A 19131-nucleotide genomic window follows, 5' to 3' on the forward strand; every position below is an offset into this window, starting at 1 on the left:
CGCGAGCCGGTGCCCGGCCGGGGCCTCGTCGTCCGGTCGGTCAGCCAGCAGGTGTGCGTTCGACACGTGCTGCCGCCGCATGCCGTACACGCTCCGAAGCGCGCCGCTCCCGTGCGGGCGAGCGCGCCGCGCGCAAGGACGAGAGCGCCGCGCGCAGGTACCAGGGCTCCCGCAGGGGCCAGGGCGCCGGGCTAGAAGCCGCCGCCGTCGAAACCGCCGAAGCCGCCGCCGTCGAAACCGCCTCCGCCGCCGAAGTCCCCGCCGCCGAAGTCCGAGGCGTCGAAGTCGGCTCCGGAGACGTCGCCGCCGCCGTACTCACCGCCGCTGAACTCACCGGCCCCGTAGTCGGCCGCGTACGCGGGTGTGGCGAGCATGTTGCCGAGCATCGTGCCCAGCAACAGACCGGGCAGGATGCCACCACCGAAGTAGCCGCCCACCCACGGGCCGTACGCCGGGCCGGCCTCCCAGTAGGGGCGGCGGCCGTAGCCGGTCTCCACGGTGCGGGACATCGGCTCCATGCCCTCCTCGAGCCGGGCCGCGTCGGCGGCGCACACGGGGACGTCACGGGCCGCGGCGCCGCTCGCGGGCATCCACGAGATGTCCTTGACCGAGGGGCCGTGGCGCGGATCGAAGAAGCACGGCGGGCGGCGTTCGGGCAGGGGGCGCCCTTCACGGCGGGCCGCGAGGACCGCGAGGGAGTGGCGGCCGTCGTCCAGGGCCTCGGTGACTCCGCGGACGTCACCCGGGTGCTCGGCCGCTCCCATGCGCGACTTCGCCGTGTCGTACGCGTCGAGGGCGCGCGTGTAGTCGGCGCGCATGGCGTCGTTCGCGCCCTTCTCGGAGGGGTGGAAGTCCAGCCGGTCGAGCTCCTCACCGAAGGCGGTGATGTCCTCGTCGACGACCACGCGGAGCTTGTCGAGCGCGGCCCGCTCCTCCTCGGCCTTGCGGCGGCGCTTGGTGCGCGCGACCGCGTAGGCGCCCGCGCCGCCCGCCGCGACGACCGCACCCAGGGCGATCAGGGCGCCGGCGTTGACGCCGTCGTCCACGGCGCCCGGGTCCCAGGAGGCCGGCGCACTGCCGCGCACCTGGGTCAGGGCCTGGTCGACGAAGCTCTCCAGCTGTTCGGACGCGTCGGTGGATCCGCCGTCTCGCACCGCTGCGGCGAGATTGTCGACGGCCTGGTTGGACATCACGCTCCGGTCGGCCCCCGCGTCGAAGCCGTCGCCGAGCCGGACCCCGTAGAGGCCGGTGATGCCGGTCTGGGTGCGCAGGTTGACCAGCAGGTTGTCCGGCGGGAACTCCGCGGTGGCGGGGAGGACCGCGACGAAGACGGGCTTGTCCGCCTTCTCGATCTTCTCCGCGAGCGCGGTGGCCTCGGACTGCGAGACCTGGCCGCTCATGGCCGGGTGGACGTAGACCGGCCCCTGCTTCAGGGCGGCGGCGGCGTCGGACAAGCCTGCGGCCCTGGCGGCGGAGGCCGGGACCAGGATCAGGAACAGCATGAGCGTCAGCCCCACGAGGGCCGACACAAGAGTGAACGGCCGTGTCCTCATACATCGAAGCTACCCGAACAGGGGCGAAGGGGACATAGTCCCAGGTCCTCGGTTCCTCGGGCGCGGAGACCGGCGCGGGGGCGGAAACACCGCCGGCGGTGGCATTCCCGGATGTCCCCATTCCCGGGTGCTCCAGCCTGCGGCCGTAGTCAGGCGGTCCGGTGGGCCCCGGCCCGCGGTCGGCTCGGCGCCCGAACCCGTGGGGTCACCGGCCAGCAGCGGATGGTCCGCCTCGGCGAACGGCTTCGCCGACGCCTCGGTGAGGCCAGAGCCGTTGAGCGTGTGTTCGCCGCCGTCCGGAGTGCTGGTCCAGGTGATGAGCCACCAGCCGTACGGGAATGCGGGTCGGACGACGCGTCCCCCACGTTGACCGGCAGCTTCTCCTCGGACCTGAGCCACGTCACGGGAGCTGCCCGGTGAACGGCCGCTTGCCGTACAGGACATCCGCGATGCCGCCGCCCTCGGTGCAGGGCTGAGCGCACACGAGCGGGGCGGGTGGCCCGGTGCACCGGGCCACCCCCTTGCGTGCTACTGCGTCGGCTCGACGCCCGCGCGCAGCAGACCGTAGGTGTACGCGTCCTCCAGGGCCTGCCACGAAGCCGCGATGATGTTGTCCCCCACGCCGACCGTGGACCAGCCGCCGGAGCCGTCGCCCGTGGAGATCAGGACGCGGGTCGTCGATCCCGTGCCGTGACGGCCCTCCAGGATGCGGACCTTGTAGTCGATCAGCTCCAGCTTCGCCAGCTGCGGGTAGATCTTCTCCAGGCCTACCCGGAGCGCCTGGTCGAGGGCGTTGACCGGACCGTTGCCCTCGGCCGTGGCGACGATGCGCTCGCCCTTGGCCCATAGCTTGACCGTGGCCTCGTTGGCGTGGCTGCCGTCGGGGCGGTCCTCGACGATCACACGCCAGGACTCGGTGCGGAAGTAGCGCCGGGCGCGGCCCTCCGCCTCCTCGCGCAGCAGCAGCTCGAAGGACGCGTCTGCGGCCTCGTACGTGTAGCCCTGGAGCTCACGCTCCTTGACGCGCTCCACGACCCGGCCGACCAGGTCGCGGTCGCCGCCGAGGTCGATGCCGAGTTCCTTGCCCTTCAGCTCGATCGAGGCGCGTCCGGCCATGTCGGAGACCAGCATGCGCATGGTGTTGCCGACCAGCTCGGGGTCGATGTGCTGGTACAGATCCGGGTCGACCTTGATCGCGGAGGCGTGCAGTCCTGCCTTGTGCGCGAAGGCCGATACCCCCACATAGGGCTGGTGGGTCGTGGGCGTCAGGTTGACGACCTCGGCGATCGCGTGCGAGACGCGGGTCATGTCGGCGAGCGCGCCCTCGGGGAGGACCTTCTTGCCGTACTTGAGCTCCAGCGCGGCCACGACCGGGAACAGGTTGGCATTGCCCACGCGCTCGCCGTAGCCGTTGGCGGTGCACTGCACGTGCGTGGCCCCGGCGTCGACCGCGGCGAGCGTGTTGGCCACCGCGCAGCCGGTGTCGTCCTGTGCGTGGATGCCCAGCCGGGCGCCGGTGTCCGCGAGGACGGTGGAGACGACGGCCTGGATCTGGGCGGGCAGCATGCCGCCGTTGGTGTCGCACAGGATGACGACGTCAGCGCCGGCGTCGTGCGCGGTCCGCACGACGGCCTTGGCGTACTCGGGGTTCGCGCGGTAACCGTCGAAGAAGTGCTCGCAGTCCACGAACACCCGGCGCCCCTGCTCGCGCAGGTGCGAGACCGTGTCGCGGACCATCTCCAGGTTCTCGTCCAGCGTGGTGCGCAGCGCCAGTTCGACATGGCGGTCGTGCGACTTGGCGACCAGGGTGATCACGGGGGCACCGGAGTCGAGGAGAGCCTTGACCTGCGGGTCGTCGACAGCGGTCGACCCGGCGCGGCGGGTGGCGCCGAAGGCGACGAGTTGGGCGTGCCGGAAGGTGATCTCCTTCTGCGCGCGGGCGAAGAACTCGGTGTCGCGGGGGTTGGCACCCGGCCAGCCGCCCTCGATGAACCCCACGCCGAAGTCGTCCAGGTGCCGGGCGATGGTCAGCTTGTCCGCGACCGTGAGGTTGATGCCCTCGCGCTGGGCGCCGTCGCGCAGCGTCGTGTCGAAGACATGGAAGCTGTCTTCGACCTGGGTGTCCTGGGCGTTGGTGGTCATGCTGTCCTGACTCCTGTCGGATGAGTGGCTCCGGAATGTCTGGCTCCACTTGCCCCCGTCATCGCGTGCGTCTCGCTCCCGGCCATGGGTGAGGCCGAAAAACGAAAAAACCCCTCGCGGGTGCGAGAGGTCTGCGCGCGGGTCTGGGGCACGGTGCCGCCTGCCGCGGGATTTCTGTCCACGGGTCAGCGGTCACTGCGGACCGGCGCGCTGTTGCCGATAATCATGGCGAACGAGAGCACGGTGGCAGTGTGCCACAGGTGGGTGCGGCGCCGGACAGGAGTCTCACGATGCGGTCGCCTCCTTCGCGGGGCGTCGCCCCGGGCCGGCCTCTCAATCGCCGGCGGGGCTGAACCAGCCTCCCCTGCCCTGCCGAAGCCGCACATCCGGAGGACCGCCCGCCCCCAGGGCAGCGGGAGCGGCCCGCCATGCCGGTGGGCAGCCCGGGCGTCCGGTGGAACGGCCGAGGCCGTCCCCGGGGCAGGTCCGAAGCGGGCGAAGCGAAGCCCGGCACGGACGCCGTCCGCCAGACGGCTCCAGGCCCGCAATGCGCCCGAACACGGCGCCGCACCGGTCAAGGTCGAGCCCCGGCAATGGACGCCGCCCGCCGGGCCGCTTCAGGCCCCGCATCGCGCCTGCGGGCGCAGCATCGGGTTCGAGGGCGCACCCCGGTGGCGGAAACGCGCCCTGGGGCGGAGCTCCGGCAGCGCGCGCCGCCCCCAACCGGCCATGGGGGTCTGGGCGGAGCCCCGGGTCCCTCACTCGGACGGGCCGTCACGGCAGCAGCGCGTCCTCGATGAACTCCCGCACATGCGCGAGCACCTGCTCGCGCCCGGTGCCGGGTATCCCCACGGCGACATGGACGCTGAACCCGTCGAGCAGCGCCCGCAGCCGCGCCGCGAACCGGTCGGCGTCCACCGCGCGGAACTCGCCGCGTGAGACGCCCTCCGCGACGAGGGCGACCAGGTCCCGGTGCCAGGCGCCCTCGATGGCCGCCTGCCGGCCGCGGGCGTCGGCGTCGGCGCTCTGGGAGCGGTTCCAGACCTCCAGCCACAGCGTCCAGTGCGGGTCGCGCGGTCCGTCGGGCACATACAGGTCGACATAGGCGTCGAGCCGCTCGCGTGCCGGCGCCTGCCGGGACAGCAACGCGCTGCGCTCGGCGCCGAGCCGGCCCTCGCTCCACTCCAGGGTCTGGAGCAGGAGCTCGTCCTTGGTGCGGAAGTAGTAGAGGAGGTGGCCGCTGCTCATCCCGACCTCGCGCCCGAGCCCGGCCATGGTGAGCCCTTCGAGGCCACGCTCGGCGATGGTGTCCATGGCGGCGGCGAGCAGGGCCTCGCGCGGGGGCGCCACATTGCGGCGGCGGGATGCGGGAGTCATACGGCGACCGCCGGGAAGGATGCGTTCACTCGTACGTTCTACCTGATCGTCCACCCGTCCTCCGCCATCCGTTCCTTCAGGGCCCGGACCTCCTCGGGCGAGGCGCTGCCCGCGTCCGCGGCCAGGTCCGCGAGGCCGGTCCCGAAGGCGGCCTCCACCACGGTGCCGAGCGACTCCTCGTCCACCAGCTCGCGCAGCACGACGAGCAGCGGTGGGATCTCCTCGTCGTCCAGGCAGCCCGAGAACACCACGTACAACTGGCGGATGATCTCCACGAGTCCGGGCGCGAGCCGCATCCAGCCCCGGCAGCGCTCCACCTCGTCCGCGACCCGTTCCATGAAGCGGCGCACCACGTCGTACGGGATGTCCCGGTGGCCCGCCTGCTCGTTGAAGCAGACGGTCGGCTCCCGGCGGGGATCCTCGTCGGGCACGATCGCGGTGAGCAGGTGGGCACCGGCCTCCCACAGTTCCAGGTACCACGCGTCGTCGGTCACGGCGTAGCAGGCCTGGATGCGGTAGGGGTCCGTCGCGGGTTCGACAGCGGGCATGGCCGCAGGCTGACACGCGGCCCGCGGCCGCCGCCAGCGGATATCAGACCTTCGGCTGCTGCTGTGTGATGCAGTGGATGCCGCCGCCGCTCGCGAAGATCGCCCGCGCGTCCACCAGCGTCACCGTCCGGCCGGGGTGGAGCCGGCGGAAGATGCCGGCCGCGATCTCGTCCCGCGGGTCGTCGAAGGCGCACAGCACCACTCCCCCGTTGCAGACGTAGTGGTTGATGTACGAGTAGTCGACCCACTCGCCGTCCTCGTCGCGCAGCACGGTGGGCGCCGGAACCTCCACGACCTCGATCCGGCGGCCCTTCGCGTCCGTCTGCGCCTTCAGGAGCTCGACGTTCGCCTTGCCGAGTTCATGGTCGGGATGCGCCGGGTCGGGCTGGGTGTGGGCGACGACGACGCCCGGGCCGGCGAACGCGGCCACGATGTCGATATGGCCACGGGTGCCGTACATGCCGTAGTCGCCGGTGAGGCCGCGCGGCAGCCATATCGCCTTTGTCGTGCCGAGGCGGGCGTGGATCTCGTCCTCCACCTGCTGCCGAGTCCAGCCGGGGTTGCGTTCGGGGCCGAGCTGGACCGTGTCGGTGAGCAGGACGGTGCCCTCGCCGTCGACGTGGATCGCGCCGCCCTCGTTGACCAGCGGGGAGGCGTGGACGGGGACGTCCACGAGGTCGGCCACATGGCGGGCGATCTTGGAGTCGTGCTCCCAGCGCGCCCAGTCCGCCGCACCCCAGCCGTTGAACACCCAGTCCACCGCCGCGAGCCGCGTGCCGTCGCTGACGAACGTGGGGCCGATGTCGCGCATCCACGCGTCGTCCAGGTCCCGTTCGACGACCTCGATCTCCGGGCCGAGCAGGTCGCGGGCGGAGGACGACTGCCCGGTGCCCGCGATCACGGTGACCGGTTCGAAGCGGCGTACGGCTCTGGCCACCGCGGCCCAGGCGGCCCGGGCCTCGGCCAGGTCCCCGTCGTCTCCGAACGTGGGGTTGGGGCCGGGCCAGGCCATCCAGGTGCGCTCGTGCGGGGCCCATTCGGCCGGCATGCGGAAGGTCACGTCACGTCCTAGAGGAAGTAGAGGCGGTTGAGGGAAATGGCTTCAGCGGGTTCGGAGCGGATCGGTTCGCCGTCCAGCGAGACCAGCCCGGTCCTGCCGTCCACCGACACGTCTCCGATTCGGGAGTTGAGCAGCAGGTCGCGGGGCCCGATGCCGCGCGTGCCGCGCACGGCCACCCGGCGCCGGCGGGTCGGCATCCCGTCGCCCCCGAGGTCGACGGCCGCCTGGGCGACGAACGCCACCGAGATGTCGGCCGGTGTGGCCCCGTACGCGCCGAACTGCGGGCCGAGCACGAGCGGTTCGCAGGTGTCGGTGGCGGCGTTCGGGTCACCGGTGACGCCGTAGGCCGGAAAGCCGGACTTGAGGACCAACTGCGGCTTGGCGCCGAAGAACTCCGGCCGCCAGAGCACGATGTCGGCCATCTTGCCGACCTCGATGGAGCCGATCTCGTGCGCGAGACCGTGGGCGATGGCGGGGTTGATGGTCAGCTTGGCCATGTAGCGCAGGACGCGCGCGTTGTCGTCGTGCGCCCCGTCGCCGTCCATCGGCCCGAGCTCGGCCTTCATCTTCCCGGCCATGGCGAAGGTGCGGCGCACCGTCTCGCCCGCGCGGCCCATGCCCTGCGCGTCCGAGGACGTGATGCCGATGGCGCCGAGGTCGTGCAGCACGTCCTCCGCACCCATCGTCCCGGCCCTGATCCGGTCGCGGGCCATCGCCGCGTCCCCGGGCAGGTCGGTCTTCAGGTCGTGAACGGAGACGATCATGCCGTAGTGCTCGGCGACCGCGTCCCGGCCGAAGGGCAGCGTGGGGTTGGTGGAGGAACCGATGACATTCGGCACGCCTGCCATCTTCAGGACGTTGGGTACGTGTCCGCCGCCGCAGCCCTCGATGTGGAAGGCGTGGATCGTCCGGCCGTCGAGGACGCGCAGGGTGTCCTCGACGGACAGGCATTCGTTCAGGCCGTCACTGTGCAGGGCGACCTGCACGTCGTGTTCCTCGGCCACGCGCAGCGCCGTGTCCAGCGCCCGGGTGTGGGCGCCCATGTCCTCATGGACCTTGAAACCGGACGCGCCGCCCTCTGCCAGTGCCTCCACCAGCGGCGCCGGGTCGGAGGACGAACCGCGCGCCAGGAAGCCGACGTTCACGGGCCAGGCGTCGAAGGCGTTGAAGGCGTGCTGCAGCGCCCAGGGCGAGTTGACGCCCACACCCCACACCGGGCCGAACTCCTGGCCGATGACGGTGGTGACGCCGGAGGCGAGCGAGGCCTCCATGATCCGCGGGGAGAGCAGATGGACGTGGGTGTCGACGGCACCCGCGGTCGCGATCATGCCCTCGCCGGAGACGATCGACGTGCCGGTGCCGACGACGACGTCCACGCCGTCGAGCGTGTCCGGGTTGCCGGCCCGCCCGATCGCGTGGATACGGCCCTCGCGGATGCCGATCGAGACCTTGCGGATGCCCTGCACGGCGTCGATCACTAGGACGTTGCTGATGACGACGTCGCAGGTCTCGCGTACGGCGGCGGCCTTGAGGTGCAGTCCGTCGCGGGCGGTCTTGCCGAAGCCGGCCAGGAACTCGTCGCCGGGCTTCTGTGCGTCCGACTCGACGCGCACGACCAGTCCCGAGTCGCCGAGGACGACCCGGTCCCCGGCGCGCGGCCCGTGCACCGATGCGTACTCGTAGGGGTCCATCAGGGGGCCTCCGTTCCCAGGTAGCCGCAGGCCGCCGCACGCCGCAGGGCCTCTTCCTTCGCACCGGGCGCGTCCAGCGGGCCGTCGACCAGGCCCGCGAAGCCGATGGCGATGCGGTCGCCGCCGATGGGCACCAGACCGACCTCGGCCTCGCCGCCGGGGTCGAAGCGGACTGACGAGCCGGCCGGGACGGCGAGCCGCATGCCGTAGGCGGCGGCCCGGTCGAAGCGCAGGCGCGGGTTCGCCTCGAAGAAGTGGAAGTGCGAGGTGACGCTGACGGGCACGGTCGCGGTGTTGCGCACGGTCAGCCGCAGGGCCGGCTCGGGCTCGTCGTGTGCGGGGCCAGGCAGCAGCGCACCGGGGGCCTGCTCGCCTCTGCCGGGCGCCCCGACGGGGTCGGAGACGACCGCGAGCCGGGAGCCGTCGTCGAAGACGGCCTCGACGTGGACCTCGGTGACGACGTCCGCGACGCCGGGCAGGACGTCGTCGGGGCCGAGCACCGAGCGGGCCGCCTCGATCGCCTGGGCGAGCCGCCGGCCGTCGCGGGCCGCCTCGCAGACGGTGTCGGCGATGAGCGCGGTCGCCTCGGGGACGTTGAGCCGCAGTCCGCGGGCACGGCGCGCACGGGCCAGCTCGGCGGCACCGAACAGCAGCAGCCGGTCCCGCTCGGTCGGGGTCAGTCTCACGTCACCACACCTCCATGTTTGAGTGTCACTCTAACAAGGTGTCACCATCGAACGAAACCGTTGACTTACACCGGGGTATAGCTCACATTGAGCAGCGTTCAATTAGAGCACCACTCAAACACCAAGCGAGAGGCGAGCCGCATGCCGGTGGAACAGCGCGGAGTGGACACCATTCCGGAGTCGGAGCGCACCAGCACCCCCAGGGACCTCATATCGATCCTGCTGGGATCCAACCTCTGCCTGGGGGTGATCGTCTTCGGCTGGCTGCCCGTCTCCTTCGGCCTCGGCCTGTGGCCCGCGGTGACCTCCGTGGTGGCGGGCACCGTCGTGGGCGTCACGGTCACCGCCCCGCTCGCCCTCGTGTCCCTGCGGACGGCGACCAATCTCTCCACGTCCAGCGGCGCGGCCTTCGGCGTCCGTGGCCGCCTCGTCGGCTCTGTCGTCGGTCTGCTGCTCTCGCTCGGATACACGGCCCTGACGCTGTGGATCGGCGGCGACGTGATGCTCGGGACGCTGGCCCGGATCGCCGGGGTGTCCACCGGCGGGGTCGCGCACACCGTGGTCTACGCGCTGCTCGCCGCCTGCACGGTGATCGGCGCGGTGTACGGCTACCGGCTGCTGCTGCGCCTGAGCCGGATCCTCGCGGTCGGCATGACGGTACTGCTGCTCCTCGGCCTGGTGGCCTACGCCCCCGATCTGACCACCGCCGCCCCGCCGGACAACCCCTACCTGCTCGGCTCGTTCTGGCCGACCTGGCTGCTGTCCGCCGTCGCCGCCGGCCTGAGCGGCCCCATCGCCTTCATCACCCTGCTCGGCGACTACACCCGCTACATCTCACCCGAACGGCACAACCCGCGGACAGTCCTGCGGGCGACATGTCTGGGCCTGACGGCCGGCCTGCTCGTGCCGCAGCTGTTCGGTACGTACACCGCGCTCGCCGCCCGCGCCGGGCTGGACTACGCGGGGCCGCTGGTCGCCGCCTCCCCCGCCTGGTACGTCATTCCGCTGCTGATCGCCGCGGCGGCCGGGTCGGTCGGCAACGGCGGTCTGATGCTGTACTCCATGGGCCTCGACCTGGACGCGATCCTGCCGAAGGCGACGCGCACCCGGGCCACGCTCGTCGTCGCGGTCGTCGCGACGGGGTTCGTCTTCGCCGGTCACTTCGTGTGGGACGCGCAGTCCGCGATGACGTCGTTCGTGCTGCTGCTGACCGCGATCGGCACCCCGTGGGCGGTCATCACGCTGATGGCCCACGTCCGCTGCGGCGGCGAGTACGACGCGGAGGCTCTCCAGGTCTACAACCGGCGTGCGCGCGGCGGCGTCTACTGGTTCCGCGCCGGCTGGCACCCGCGCGCCACCGCATCCTGGGCGCTGGGCGCGCTGGTCGGCCTGTTCTCCGTCTCCACTCCGCTGTACGAGGGTCCGCTACTGCCCCTGACCGGCGGTGTGGACTGCAGCTTCATCCTGTCCGGCCTGGTCGGCGGCGTCGCGTACACCGCACTCGGCGCCCGTACGCAGCAGGCCCCGCAGCCTGCGGTGCAGGGTGCGGGGCCCGGGGCGTGAACCGTGCGCCGGCCGAGCTCGTGGCGTCCGGATTCAACCGAGCGCGTGAGCCGACTCGGCCGAGCTCGTGAGCGGACTCAGCCGAGCTCGTGAGCGGACTCAGCCGAGCTCGTGGGTCCAGCCGTGGACGTCCTCGGCCCTGCCCGTCTGGATGTCCAGCAGCGCCTTGCGAAGCTTCATCGTGACCTCGCCCGGCTCGCCGCCGGACTGCGTCCACTCGCCGCCCGCGCACTTCACCCTGCCGACGGGCGTGATGACCGCGGCGGTGCCGCAGGCGAAGACCTCGGCGAGCGTGCCGTTCTCGGTGTCGGTCCGCCACTGGTCGATGGAGACCCGGCCCTCCTCGGACGTGTAGCCGAGGTCCTTGGCGAGCTGGAGGAGCGAGTCACGGGTGATGCCCGCGAGCAGGGAGCCGGTGAGCTCGGGCGTGACGATCCTGTCGCCGTACACGAAGTACAGGTTCATGCCGCCCAGCTCCTCGACCCACTTGTGCTCGACGGCGTCGAGGTAGGCGACCTGGTCGCAGCCCTTGGCGGCCGCTTCGGCCTGGGCGAGGAGGGAGGCGGCGTAGTTGCCGCCGGTCTTGGCGTCGCCCATGCCGCCGGGGACGGCGCGCACGCGGTCCTCGGAGAGCCAGATCGAGACGGGCTTCACGCCGCCGGGGAAGTACGCGCCCGCAGGCGAGGCGATGACGATGAAGAGGTACTCGTTGGACGGGCGGACGCCGAGCCCGACCTCGGTGGCGATCATGAACGGGCGCAGGTAGAGCGACTCCTCCCCGCCGTGCGCGGGCACCCACGCCTTGTCCTGCTCGACGAGCGCGTCACAGGCCGCGATGAACAGGTCGACGGGCAGCTCGGGCATGGCCAGGCGACGGGCCGATGACTGGAAGCGCCGGGCGTTGGCCTCGGGGCGGAAGGTGACGACCGAGTCGTCGGGGCGGCGGTAGGCCTTGAGGCCCTCGAAGATCTCCTGCGCGTAGTGCAGGGTCATGTTGGCCGGGTCGATCGAGAGCGGCGCGTACGGGACGAGCTCGGCGTCGTGCCACCCGCGGCCCTCGGTCCACTTGATCGTCACCATGTGGTCGGTGAAGTGGCGGCCGAATCCCGGATTGGCCAGGATCGCCTCGCGCTCCGCGTCGGACAGCGGGTGCGAGGAGGGCTTGAGCTCGATCGTGGGCGTCGTCATGAGTGCAGTGTCCTTCACCGGTTGTTGTGACGGACCGCGCTCACGCCGACTGCTTGGACGTCCGAGCAATCGCCGACTGACGCGGCCCGCGTTCGATTATCGCGTGCGTGGGACCGGTCGGGGAACGGCGTGGGTGCGGCCCAGGGTCGATGGTGGCACCCGGTGGCCGCACAGGAAAAGCCGCCGGGCGCGGTGGGAATGCGACCCGGCGGCTTCTGGGGGGTCCGGGGACTCCCCGGATGAAGATGGTCCGGCGGGTCAGCTCGCTACTCGTACCGCGAGCGCGTCGCCGATCTCGTCCGTCGTGCGGACCGTGCCGGAGGTGCGCTCGGCCAGGTCGGCGGCTACGGCGTCCTCGACGCGGACTGCCTCCTTCTCGTAGCCCAGGTGCCGCAGCAGCAGGGCGACGGACAGGATGGTGGCCGTCGGGTCCGCCTTGCCGGTGCCCGCGATGTCGGGCGCCGAGCCGTGGACGGGCTCGAACATCGACGGGAACGCGCCCGTCGGATTGATGTTGCCGGAGGCTGCCAGGCCGATGCCGCCGGTCACGGCAGCGGCGAGGTCGGTGAGGATGTCGCCGAAGAGGTTGTCGGTGACGATGACGTCGAAGCGCTCCGGCTGGGTGACGAAGAAGATCGTCGCGGCGTCGACGTGCAGATAGTCGGTGGTGACCTCGGGGTACTCCTGGCCGACCTTGTCGAAGATGTTCTTCCACATATGGCCCGCGTACACCAGGACGTTGTTCTTGTGGACCAGAGTCAGCTTCTTGCGGGGGCGGGCGTTGGCCCGCTCGTACGCGTCACGGACGACGCGCTCGACGCCGTGGGCGGTGTTGAGGCTTACCTCGGTGGCGACCTCGTGCTCCGTGCCGGTGCGCAGGGAGCCGCCGTTGCCCGTATAGGGGCCCTCGGTGCCTTCGCGGACGACGACGAAGTCGATGTCCGGGCGGCCGGCGAGCGGGGTCGCGGTGTTCGGGAAGAGCTTCGACGGACGCAGGTTGATGTAGTGGTCGAAGGCGAACCGCAGCTTCAGCAGCAGGCCGCGCTCCAGCACGCCGGACGGCACCGAAGGGTCGCCGATGGCGCCGAGCAGGATCGCGTCGTGGCCCTTGAGGGAGTCGAGCTCCGCGTCGGGGAGCGTTTCCCCCGTGCGGTGCCAGCGGCGGGCGCCGAGGTCGTACTCCTTGGTCTCCAGCTTCACATCCTGCGGGAGGACGGCGGCGAGGACCTTCAGGCCCTGTGCCACGACTTCCTGGCCGATGCCGTCACCGGGGACTACTGCGAGATTGAGGCTGCGAGACATGCCGGCACCCTACTCCCGGTCCCATTGGTTGACACGCCACGTCCACGATGTGGACGCCTGTGTCGCGCCGGGGCGTCGGCGATCAGTGGCCGGTCGAGCCGCCGTTGTCCCGGCGATCGAGGGCGCGCTGCAGGGCCGCGGCGGCGTTCCTGCGGTCGGTCTCGCTGGTGCGGGAGGAGTGGCGGACGCGGCGGACGGTCTCAGCGGGCATGACGATCGACTCCTTGGAATCAGAAGAGATTTCGAAGGCGCCGGAAGAGGCGGGGAGCGTGCCGCAGGGGTTGCCTGCCTCAGGCACGGGCTCACGGCCGCCATTCGCTGGATCGAGCGAGACGTTCGGCTCCTACAAAGCTAGGCCAGCCACGCGCTCCTGTCTTCACAATTACTCGGACTTCCTACTATCTGAGACGACCACCTCCCGCCGCACGGGTCGCCTTCCTGCCCAGGCGGTGTCGCCGTACGGGCGAACGTGCCGCCGCGGCCGGTCGTTTCTGCCTACCGTCACGATCATGACGACACACACCGCACTGACCGTCCACCAGATCGCCCGCCCCACCGGCTTCCCCACCGGCGCCGAATTCACCTTCACCGAGACGCCGGTGCCCGCACCCGCTCCCGGTCAGGCGCTGGTGGAGAACCTGTACTGGTCCGTGGACCCGTACCACCGCGAGCAGATGGACGGCGGCTGGGCCCTGAACAGCCCGCTGGAGGGACGCACCATAGGCCGGGTCCTCACGTCCCGCGACGCGGGCCTGGCCGAGGGCGACCTCGTCTTCCACCGGGCGGGGTGGCGCACCCACGCACTGGTGACGTCCGACACCGACGGGACCCGCAGGCTCCGGGCGCACCCGGGCGTCCCGCTCCACGCGCACCTGAGCATCCTCGGCGGCACGGGGCTGACCGCGTACGCGGCGCTGACCCGCACGCTGCGGCTCCAGTCGGGTGAGGACCTGTTCGTCTCGGCCGCCGCGGGCGGAGTCGGCACGGCGGCCGGCCGCATCGCCAGGCTGCTGGGCGCCGGCCGGATCGTGGGCAGTGTGGGATCCCCCGCCAAGGTCGGCTACCTGACCGGGACGGTGGGATACGACGCGGCATTCGACTACCACGACGGCCCGGTGGCCGAGCTGCTGGCCAAGGCGGCACCGAGCGGCATCGATGCGTATGTGGACAATGTGGGCGGCGGCCATCTGGAGGGCGCGATCACCTCGTTGCGCGAGGGGGGCCGGATCGCATGGGTCGGCGCGATCGCGCAGTACAACGCCGCCGAGCCGCCGCCCGCGCCCCGCAACCTCTTCGACGTGGTGGGCAAGGCGCTGCGCCTGGAAGGCGTCCTGGTACGCAACCACAGGTCCCTGCAAGGGGAGTTCGAGGACTTCCTCGTCCCGCATCTGCAGAGCGGTGCCGCCGTCCCCGACGTGACGATCATCGAGGGGTTCGAGCGGATCGTGGACGCGTTCCTCGGCATGCTGCGCGGCGAGAACACGGGGAAGATGCTCGTCGCCCGGTCGGGCATGGGGACGACGGTGCCGTAGCGGGAGACACTGCCGGAGCACGCCGCCGCAGCGCGCGGCCGCTGTCAGAGCACGCCGCCGCAGCGCGCGGCCGCTGTCAGAGCACGTCGCCGTCGCGCCAGTCGAAGACGAGAGCGCCCGCGGCCGGTTCGGGCAGCGGGGCGGCGCCTGCCGGGCGGAGGTAGGTGGAGTCCTCCTCGTCCGGGAGGTGCTCGGGCCCTGCGGGGCCGAGCGTCTCGATCCGCCCCCGCCACAGCCGCCAGCCGCGGGCCCGGTAGAGCCCGGCACCGTCGTCCGAGGCGGACAGCGCGCCCAGGTCGTACGCCCCGTCGATCACGGCCTCCAGTGCCGCCATCACCTGCCCGCCGAACCCTTGCCGTCGGCGGTCGGCCCGGACCGCGACGGCCTCGACGTAGCCGACGCGGTACGAACGGCCCGCGTGCAGCGCCCTGCGCATGATCACGCTCCCGTGCGCGGCGATGCCGTGCCGGTCGCGGACGAAGGCGTGCATGCCGCCCAGGCCGTGCGCCCAGTCCTCGGCGCCGAAGTCGCCGTCGAACGCGGCGTCCAGCATCGCCCTGATCTCGCCGAGCACGGTCGGCGGTAGCTGACAGGTGTGCGCGGTGTGCAGCGGGTCGGGCAGGTCCGTCTCTCGGTCGGTCATGACCGCCAGTCTCGTACAGCACGCCTTCACGATGCGGCGGTTCCCGCCCGGCCGGCCACACCCTCACCACTCTAACCATTCAATTCCACTTGACAGGTTAGGCATCCAATGGTCGCCTTGGACGATCAACGGCAACCGCAGGGTGAGGGGCCAGTCATGGCTGAGCAGCGCGTACACCACCGCACGACCACCGTCCGGGGTCACCGGATCGCCTACCGGGAGGCTGGGCCGGCCGATGCGCCCGTCATCCTCCTGCTGCACGGCTTCCCCACCAGCTCGCACATGTTCCGCGACCTGATCCCGCTGCTCGCGGACCGCTACCGGCTCGTCGCCCCCGACCACCTCGGCTTCGGCCGCAGCGCGGCACCCTCCGCGCGGGAGGTGGCCTACAGCTTCGCCGAACTGGCGGGAATCACCGCGGAGTTCACCGAGCGGCTCGGCCTGCACCGGTTCGCGGTCTACGTACAGGACTACGGCGCACCCATCGGCCTGCGCCTCGCCCTCGCCCACCCCGACCGCATCACCGCGATCGTCACGCAGAACGGCAACGCGTACCTCGAGGGCCTCGGCACCGACGCCTGGGAACCGGTCCTCGCGCTGATCGCCGACAGGAACCCGCGCACCGAGGAACCGGTGCGGGCGATCCGCTCGCTCGACGGCATCCGATGGCAGTACGAGACCGGCGTCCCGGCCGAGTACCGCTCGCTGCTCAGCCCCGACGCCTGGCACCACGACGCCGCGCTGATGGCCCGGGAGGGCCAGGACCTCGTCCAGCTCGATCTCATCGCCGACTACGGCACGAACTTCGCCCTCTACCCGGCCTTCCAGGAGTTCTTCCGCACCCGTCAGGTGCCCCTGCTCGCCGTCTGGGGCCGCTACGACGAGATCTTCGTCCCGGCGGGGGCCGAGGCGTTCCGACGGGACCTCCCCGACGCGGAGATCCATCTGCTCCCGACGGGCCACTTCGCGCTGGAGACCCACGCCCCCGAGATCGCCGCCCTGATCGACGACTTCCTGACCAGGAGCGTGAGCACATGAGAACCGCCCCCTTCCTGGTTTGGGGGACAGGAGGGGGCGGTGTCCGAGGGGCGGAGCGTCAGCCCATGTGCGGGTAGGAGTAGTCCGTCGGCGGGACCAGCGTCTCCTTGATCGCACGGGTCAGCGTCCAGCGCATCAGGTTCTGCGGGGCGCCGGCCTTGTCGTTGGTTCCGGAGGCGCGGCCGCCGCCGAAGGGCTGCTGGCCGACGACGGCGCCGGTCGACTTGTCGTTGATGTAGAAGTTGCCAGCGGCGTAGCGGAGCTTGTCCATCGCGTCGGCCGCGGCGGCCCGGTCACCGGCGATGATCGAGCCGGTCAGCGCGTACGCCGAAACGGACTCCATCTGCTCCAGCATCTCCTCGTACTTGTCGTCCTCGTAGACGTGGACGGCGAGGATGGGGCCGAAGTACTCGGTCGTGAAGACCTCGTTCTCGGGGTCCGCGCACTCGATGACCGTCGGGCGGACGAAGTAGCCGACCGAGTCGTCGTAGGTGCCACCCGCGACGATCGTGCAGGACGGGTCGGACGCTGCGCGGTCGATCGCCGCCTTGTTCTTGGCGAACGCGCGCTCGTCGATCACGGCGCCGATGAAGTTCGTCAGGTCGGTGACGTCACCCATCCTGATGCCGTCGACCTCGGCCGCGAACTCCTCCTTGAAGCCCGAGTTCCAGATCGAGGCGGGGACGTACGCACGCGAGGACGCGGAGCACTTCTGGCCCTGGAACTCGAACGAGCCGCGGGTGAGCGCGGTCTTCAGGACGGCGGGGTCGGCGCTCGGGTGCGCGACGACGAAGTCCTTGCCGCCCGTCTCACCGACGATGCGCGGGTAGGAGCGGTACTTCTCGATGTTGTTGCCGACCGTCTTCCACAGGTGCTGGAAGGTCTTGGTCGAGCCGGTGAAGTGGATGCCGGCGAGCATCGGGTGGTTCAGGGCCACCTCCGAGACGGCGATGCCGTCGCCCGTCACCAGGTTGATGACACCCTTGGGCAGACCGGCCTCCTCCAGCAGCTGCATCAGCAGGACGGCGGCATGGGTCTGGGTCGGGGACGGCTTCCAGATGACGACGTTGCCCATGAGCGCGGGCGCGGTCGGCAGGTTGCCGGCGATGGCGGTGAAGTTGAACGGGGTGATCGCGTAGACGAAGCCCTCGAGCGGGCGGTGGTCGAGGCGGTTCCACACGCCGGGCGAGTTCGCCGGGGGCTGCTCGGCGAGCAGGTCACGGGCGTACTTGACGTTGAAGCGCCAGAAGTCGATCAGCTCGCAGGGGGTGTCGATCTCGGCCTGCTGCGCGGTCTTGGACTGACCGAGCATGGTGGAGGCGGCGAGCGTCTCGCGCCACGGGCCGGCCAGCAGCTCGGCAGCGCGCAGGATGATCGCGGCGCGGTCGTCGAACGACATCGCGCGCCAGGCCGGGGCAGCGGCGAGCGCGGCGTCGATCGCGTCCTGCGCGTCCTGCTGGGTGGCGTGCGCGCCGGTGCCGATGACGGCCTTGTGGTTGTGCGGCTGCACGACGTCGAAGCGCTCACCGCCACCGAGCCGCTTGACGCCACCGATGGTCATCGACAGCTCGATCGGGTTCTCGGCGAGCTCCTTGAGCTTGGCCTCGAGGCGGCCGCGCTCGGGGGAACCGGGGGCGTAGCCGTGCACCGGCTCGTTGACCGGCGCGGGGACCTGGGTGACAGCGTCCATGAGTTCGGTGACTCCTTTGCGAGGGTGGGGAGGGCTCGGCCCTCGAATCGGTTCCGGGGTCAGTTCTTGGTGATCAGCGAGCGCACGAAGAACAGCAGGTTGGCCGGCTTCTCGGCGAGGCGGCGCATGAAGTAGCCGTACCAGTCGGTGCCGTACGCGGTGTATACGCGCATCCGGTGTCCTTCGGCGGCGAGCCGGACCTGTTCGTCGCTGCGGATCCCGTACAGCATCTGGAACTCGTACTCGTCCAGTTTGCGCCCGGCGCTGCGGGCGAGCTCCTGGCCGATGGCGATCAGGCGCGGGTCGTGGGACCCGATCATCGGATACCCGCTGCCCTCCATCAGGATCCTCAGGATGCGGACGTACGCCTTGTCGATCTCACCCTTGTCCTGGATCGCGACGGAGGCGGGCTCCTTGTACGCGCCCTTCACCAGGCGCACCCGGCTGCCGTTGGCGGCCAGCCGGCGGGCGTCTTCCTCGGTGCGGTGGAGGTACGCCTGGATGACGCAGCCGGTCTGCGGGAAGTCCTTCCGCAGCTCCTCGTGGATGGCGAACATCGAGTCGAGGGTGGTGTGGTCCTCGGCGTCGAGCGTGACCGTGGTGCCGATCGCCGCCGCGGCCTCGACGACCGGGCGGACATTGGCGAGGGCGAGGTCGTGGCCGCCCGGGAATGCGGCTGCGGGCCCGGAGGGCCCATCGTCGAGGGCGGTGGTGGGCGACGGGAGGGACTGGCCGAACATCGACAGCTTGACGGACATCTCGGCCCGGCTGCCGAGTTCCAGCTCCTTGAGGTGCTCGATGAGCTCCAGGTAGGCGTCCCGCGCGGCGGCGGCCTGCTCCGGGGTCGTGATGTCCTCGCCGACGACGTCGAGCGTGACCTCCAGGCCCTTGGCGGCGGCGTTCCGGACCACCGGGATGACCTGGTCGACCGTCTCACCGGCGATGAACCGGGCGACGACCTGCTTCGTCCCCGGGGCGGCCGACACGAAACGGCGCATCTTGTCGCTGCGGGACGCGGCGAGGATCGCAGGACCCAGCACGGGGCACCTCCACGGAACAGGTGTCGAAGGGGGCCGGCACCGACTGCTGGCGTACGCGTCGGGAACAGCTCGAAGAAC

The 19131-nt window shown here is 71.2% G+C and carries 16 protein-coding genes and 1 pseudogene; 3 read left to right on the top strand and 14 right to left on the bottom strand.

Translation table 11 applies throughout. The features are described from left to right. Nucleotides 1-191 precede the first annotated feature (191 nt). The 8 genes and pseudogenes from ACH5AF_RS10735 to ureA form a co-directional block, all read right to left on the bottom strand. Nucleotides 192-1553: a hypothetical protein gene (locus ACH5AF_RS10735; RefSeq protein ID WP_398901196.1), complete on the bottom strand. Its 1362-nt coding sequence runs from the start codon at nucleotides 1551-1553 to the stop codon at nucleotides 192-194. 9 nt (nucleotides 1554-1562) lie between these two features. Continuing rightward, nucleotides 1563-2025, bottom strand: a pseudogene (locus ACH5AF_RS10740) (hypothetical protein); the annotation flags it as partial. Between the two features lie 56 nt (nucleotides 2026-2081). After that, nucleotides 2082-3695, bottom strand: a complete 1614-nt coding sequence (gene cimA, locus ACH5AF_RS10745) for a citramalate synthase (protein WP_398901197.1) — start codon at nucleotides 3693-3695, stop codon at nucleotides 2082-2084. A gap of 774 nt (nucleotides 3696-4469) precedes the next feature. Further along, on the bottom strand, nucleotides 4470-5072 hold the full coding sequence (locus ACH5AF_RS10750) for a TetR/AcrR family transcriptional regulator (protein ID WP_398901199.1): 603 nt from the start codon (nucleotides 5070-5072) through the stop codon (nucleotides 4470-4472). Nucleotides 5073-5110: 38 nt separating this feature from the next. Further along, entirely contained in the window at nucleotides 5111-5620 is a 510-nt protein-coding gene (locus tag ACH5AF_RS10755) for a hypothetical protein (RefSeq protein WP_398901200.1), read from the bottom strand. A 43-nt stretch (nucleotides 5621-5663) separates the two neighbouring features. After that, on the bottom strand, nucleotides 5664-6680 hold the full coding sequence (locus ACH5AF_RS10760; RefSeq protein ID WP_398901201.1) for an agmatine/peptidylarginine deiminase: 1017 nt from the start codon (nucleotides 6678-6680) through the stop codon (nucleotides 5664-5666). A gap of 8 nt (nucleotides 6681-6688) precedes the next feature. Continuing rightward, complete coding sequence (locus ACH5AF_RS10765; RefSeq protein ID WP_398901202.1) at nucleotides 6689-8371, bottom strand: urease subunit alpha; 1683 nt, start codon at nucleotides 8369-8371, stop codon at nucleotides 6689-6691. Next, entirely contained in the window at nucleotides 8371-9057 is a 687-nt protein-coding gene (gene ureA / locus ACH5AF_RS10770) for an urease subunit gamma (protein ID WP_398901203.1), read from the bottom strand. The genes ACH5AF_RS10765 and ureA overlap by 1 nt, the downstream gene beginning before the upstream one ends. Before the next feature lie 141 nt (nucleotides 9058-9198). Here ureA and ACH5AF_RS10775 point away from each other — a divergent pair, with 141 nt between their 5' ends. Continuing rightward, on the top strand, nucleotides 9199-10620 hold the full coding sequence (locus ACH5AF_RS10775) for a cytosine permease (RefSeq protein WP_398901205.1): 1422 nt from the start codon (nucleotides 9199-9201) through the stop codon (nucleotides 10618-10620). A 99-nt stretch (nucleotides 10621-10719) separates the two neighbouring features. On the opposite strand, the gene ACH5AF_RS10780 is transcribed toward ACH5AF_RS10775, so the two are convergent. From ACH5AF_RS10780 to ACH5AF_RS10790, 3 genes are all read right to left on the bottom strand, one after another. After that, the gene (locus ACH5AF_RS10780; protein WP_398901206.1) at nucleotides 10720-11808 is read right to left on the bottom strand and encodes a branched-chain amino acid aminotransferase; all 1089 of its coding nucleotides are present in this window, start codon (nucleotides 11806-11808) and stop codon (nucleotides 10720-10722) included. Nucleotides 11809-12066: 258 nt separating this feature from the next. Then, a complete protein-coding gene (locus tag ACH5AF_RS10785; protein WP_398901207.1) occupies nucleotides 12067-13110 on the bottom strand; it encodes a 3-isopropylmalate dehydrogenase in 1044 nt (347 codons plus the stop codon). Nucleotides 13111-13192: 82 nt separating this feature from the next. After that, nucleotides 13193-13321 (bottom strand): hypothetical protein, encoded by a 129-nt coding sequence (locus tag ACH5AF_RS10790; protein WP_285427585.1) that lies wholly within the window; start codon nucleotides 13319-13321, stop codon nucleotides 13193-13195. 295 nt (nucleotides 13322-13616) lie between these two features. On the opposite strand from ACH5AF_RS10790, the gene ACH5AF_RS10795 reads away from it, so the two are divergent. Next, complete coding sequence (locus ACH5AF_RS10795; RefSeq protein WP_398901460.1) at nucleotides 13617-14642, top strand: zinc-binding dehydrogenase; 1026 nt, start codon at nucleotides 13617-13619, stop codon at nucleotides 14640-14642. Between the two features lie 76 nt (nucleotides 14643-14718). Here ACH5AF_RS10795 and ACH5AF_RS10800 read toward each other — a convergent pair whose 3' ends face one another. Continuing rightward, the gene (locus ACH5AF_RS10800) at nucleotides 14719-15285 is read right to left on the bottom strand and encodes a GNAT family N-acetyltransferase (RefSeq protein WP_398901208.1); all 567 of its coding nucleotides are present in this window, start codon (nucleotides 15283-15285) and stop codon (nucleotides 14719-14721) included. Between the two features lie 156 nt (nucleotides 15286-15441). Between ACH5AF_RS10800 and ACH5AF_RS10805 the strand changes: the two genes are divergently transcribed. Beyond that, on the top strand, nucleotides 15442-16323 hold the full coding sequence (locus tag ACH5AF_RS10805; protein ID WP_398901209.1) for an alpha/beta fold hydrolase: 882 nt from the start codon (nucleotides 15442-15444) through the stop codon (nucleotides 16321-16323). Between the two features lie 58 nt (nucleotides 16324-16381). On the opposite strand, the gene pruA is transcribed toward ACH5AF_RS10805, so the two are convergent. Together pruA and ACH5AF_RS10815 are read right to left on the bottom strand one after the other, a co-directional pair. After that, entirely contained in the window at nucleotides 16382-18013 is a 1632-nt protein-coding gene (gene pruA, locus ACH5AF_RS10810; RefSeq protein WP_398901210.1) for an L-glutamate gamma-semialdehyde dehydrogenase, read from the bottom strand. Between the two features lie 59 nt (nucleotides 18014-18072). Beyond that, on the bottom strand, nucleotides 18073-19053 hold the full coding sequence (locus ACH5AF_RS10815; RefSeq protein WP_398901211.1) for a proline dehydrogenase family protein: 981 nt from the start codon (nucleotides 19051-19053) through the stop codon (nucleotides 18073-18075). Between the last annotated feature and the right edge of the window lie 78 nt (nucleotides 19054-19131).

The sequence above is a fragment of the Streptomyces sp. NPDC018833 genome (genome assembly GCF_044390825.1).
Classification (GTDB): domain Bacteria; phylum Actinomycetota; class Actinomycetes; order Streptomycetales; family Streptomycetaceae; genus Streptomyces.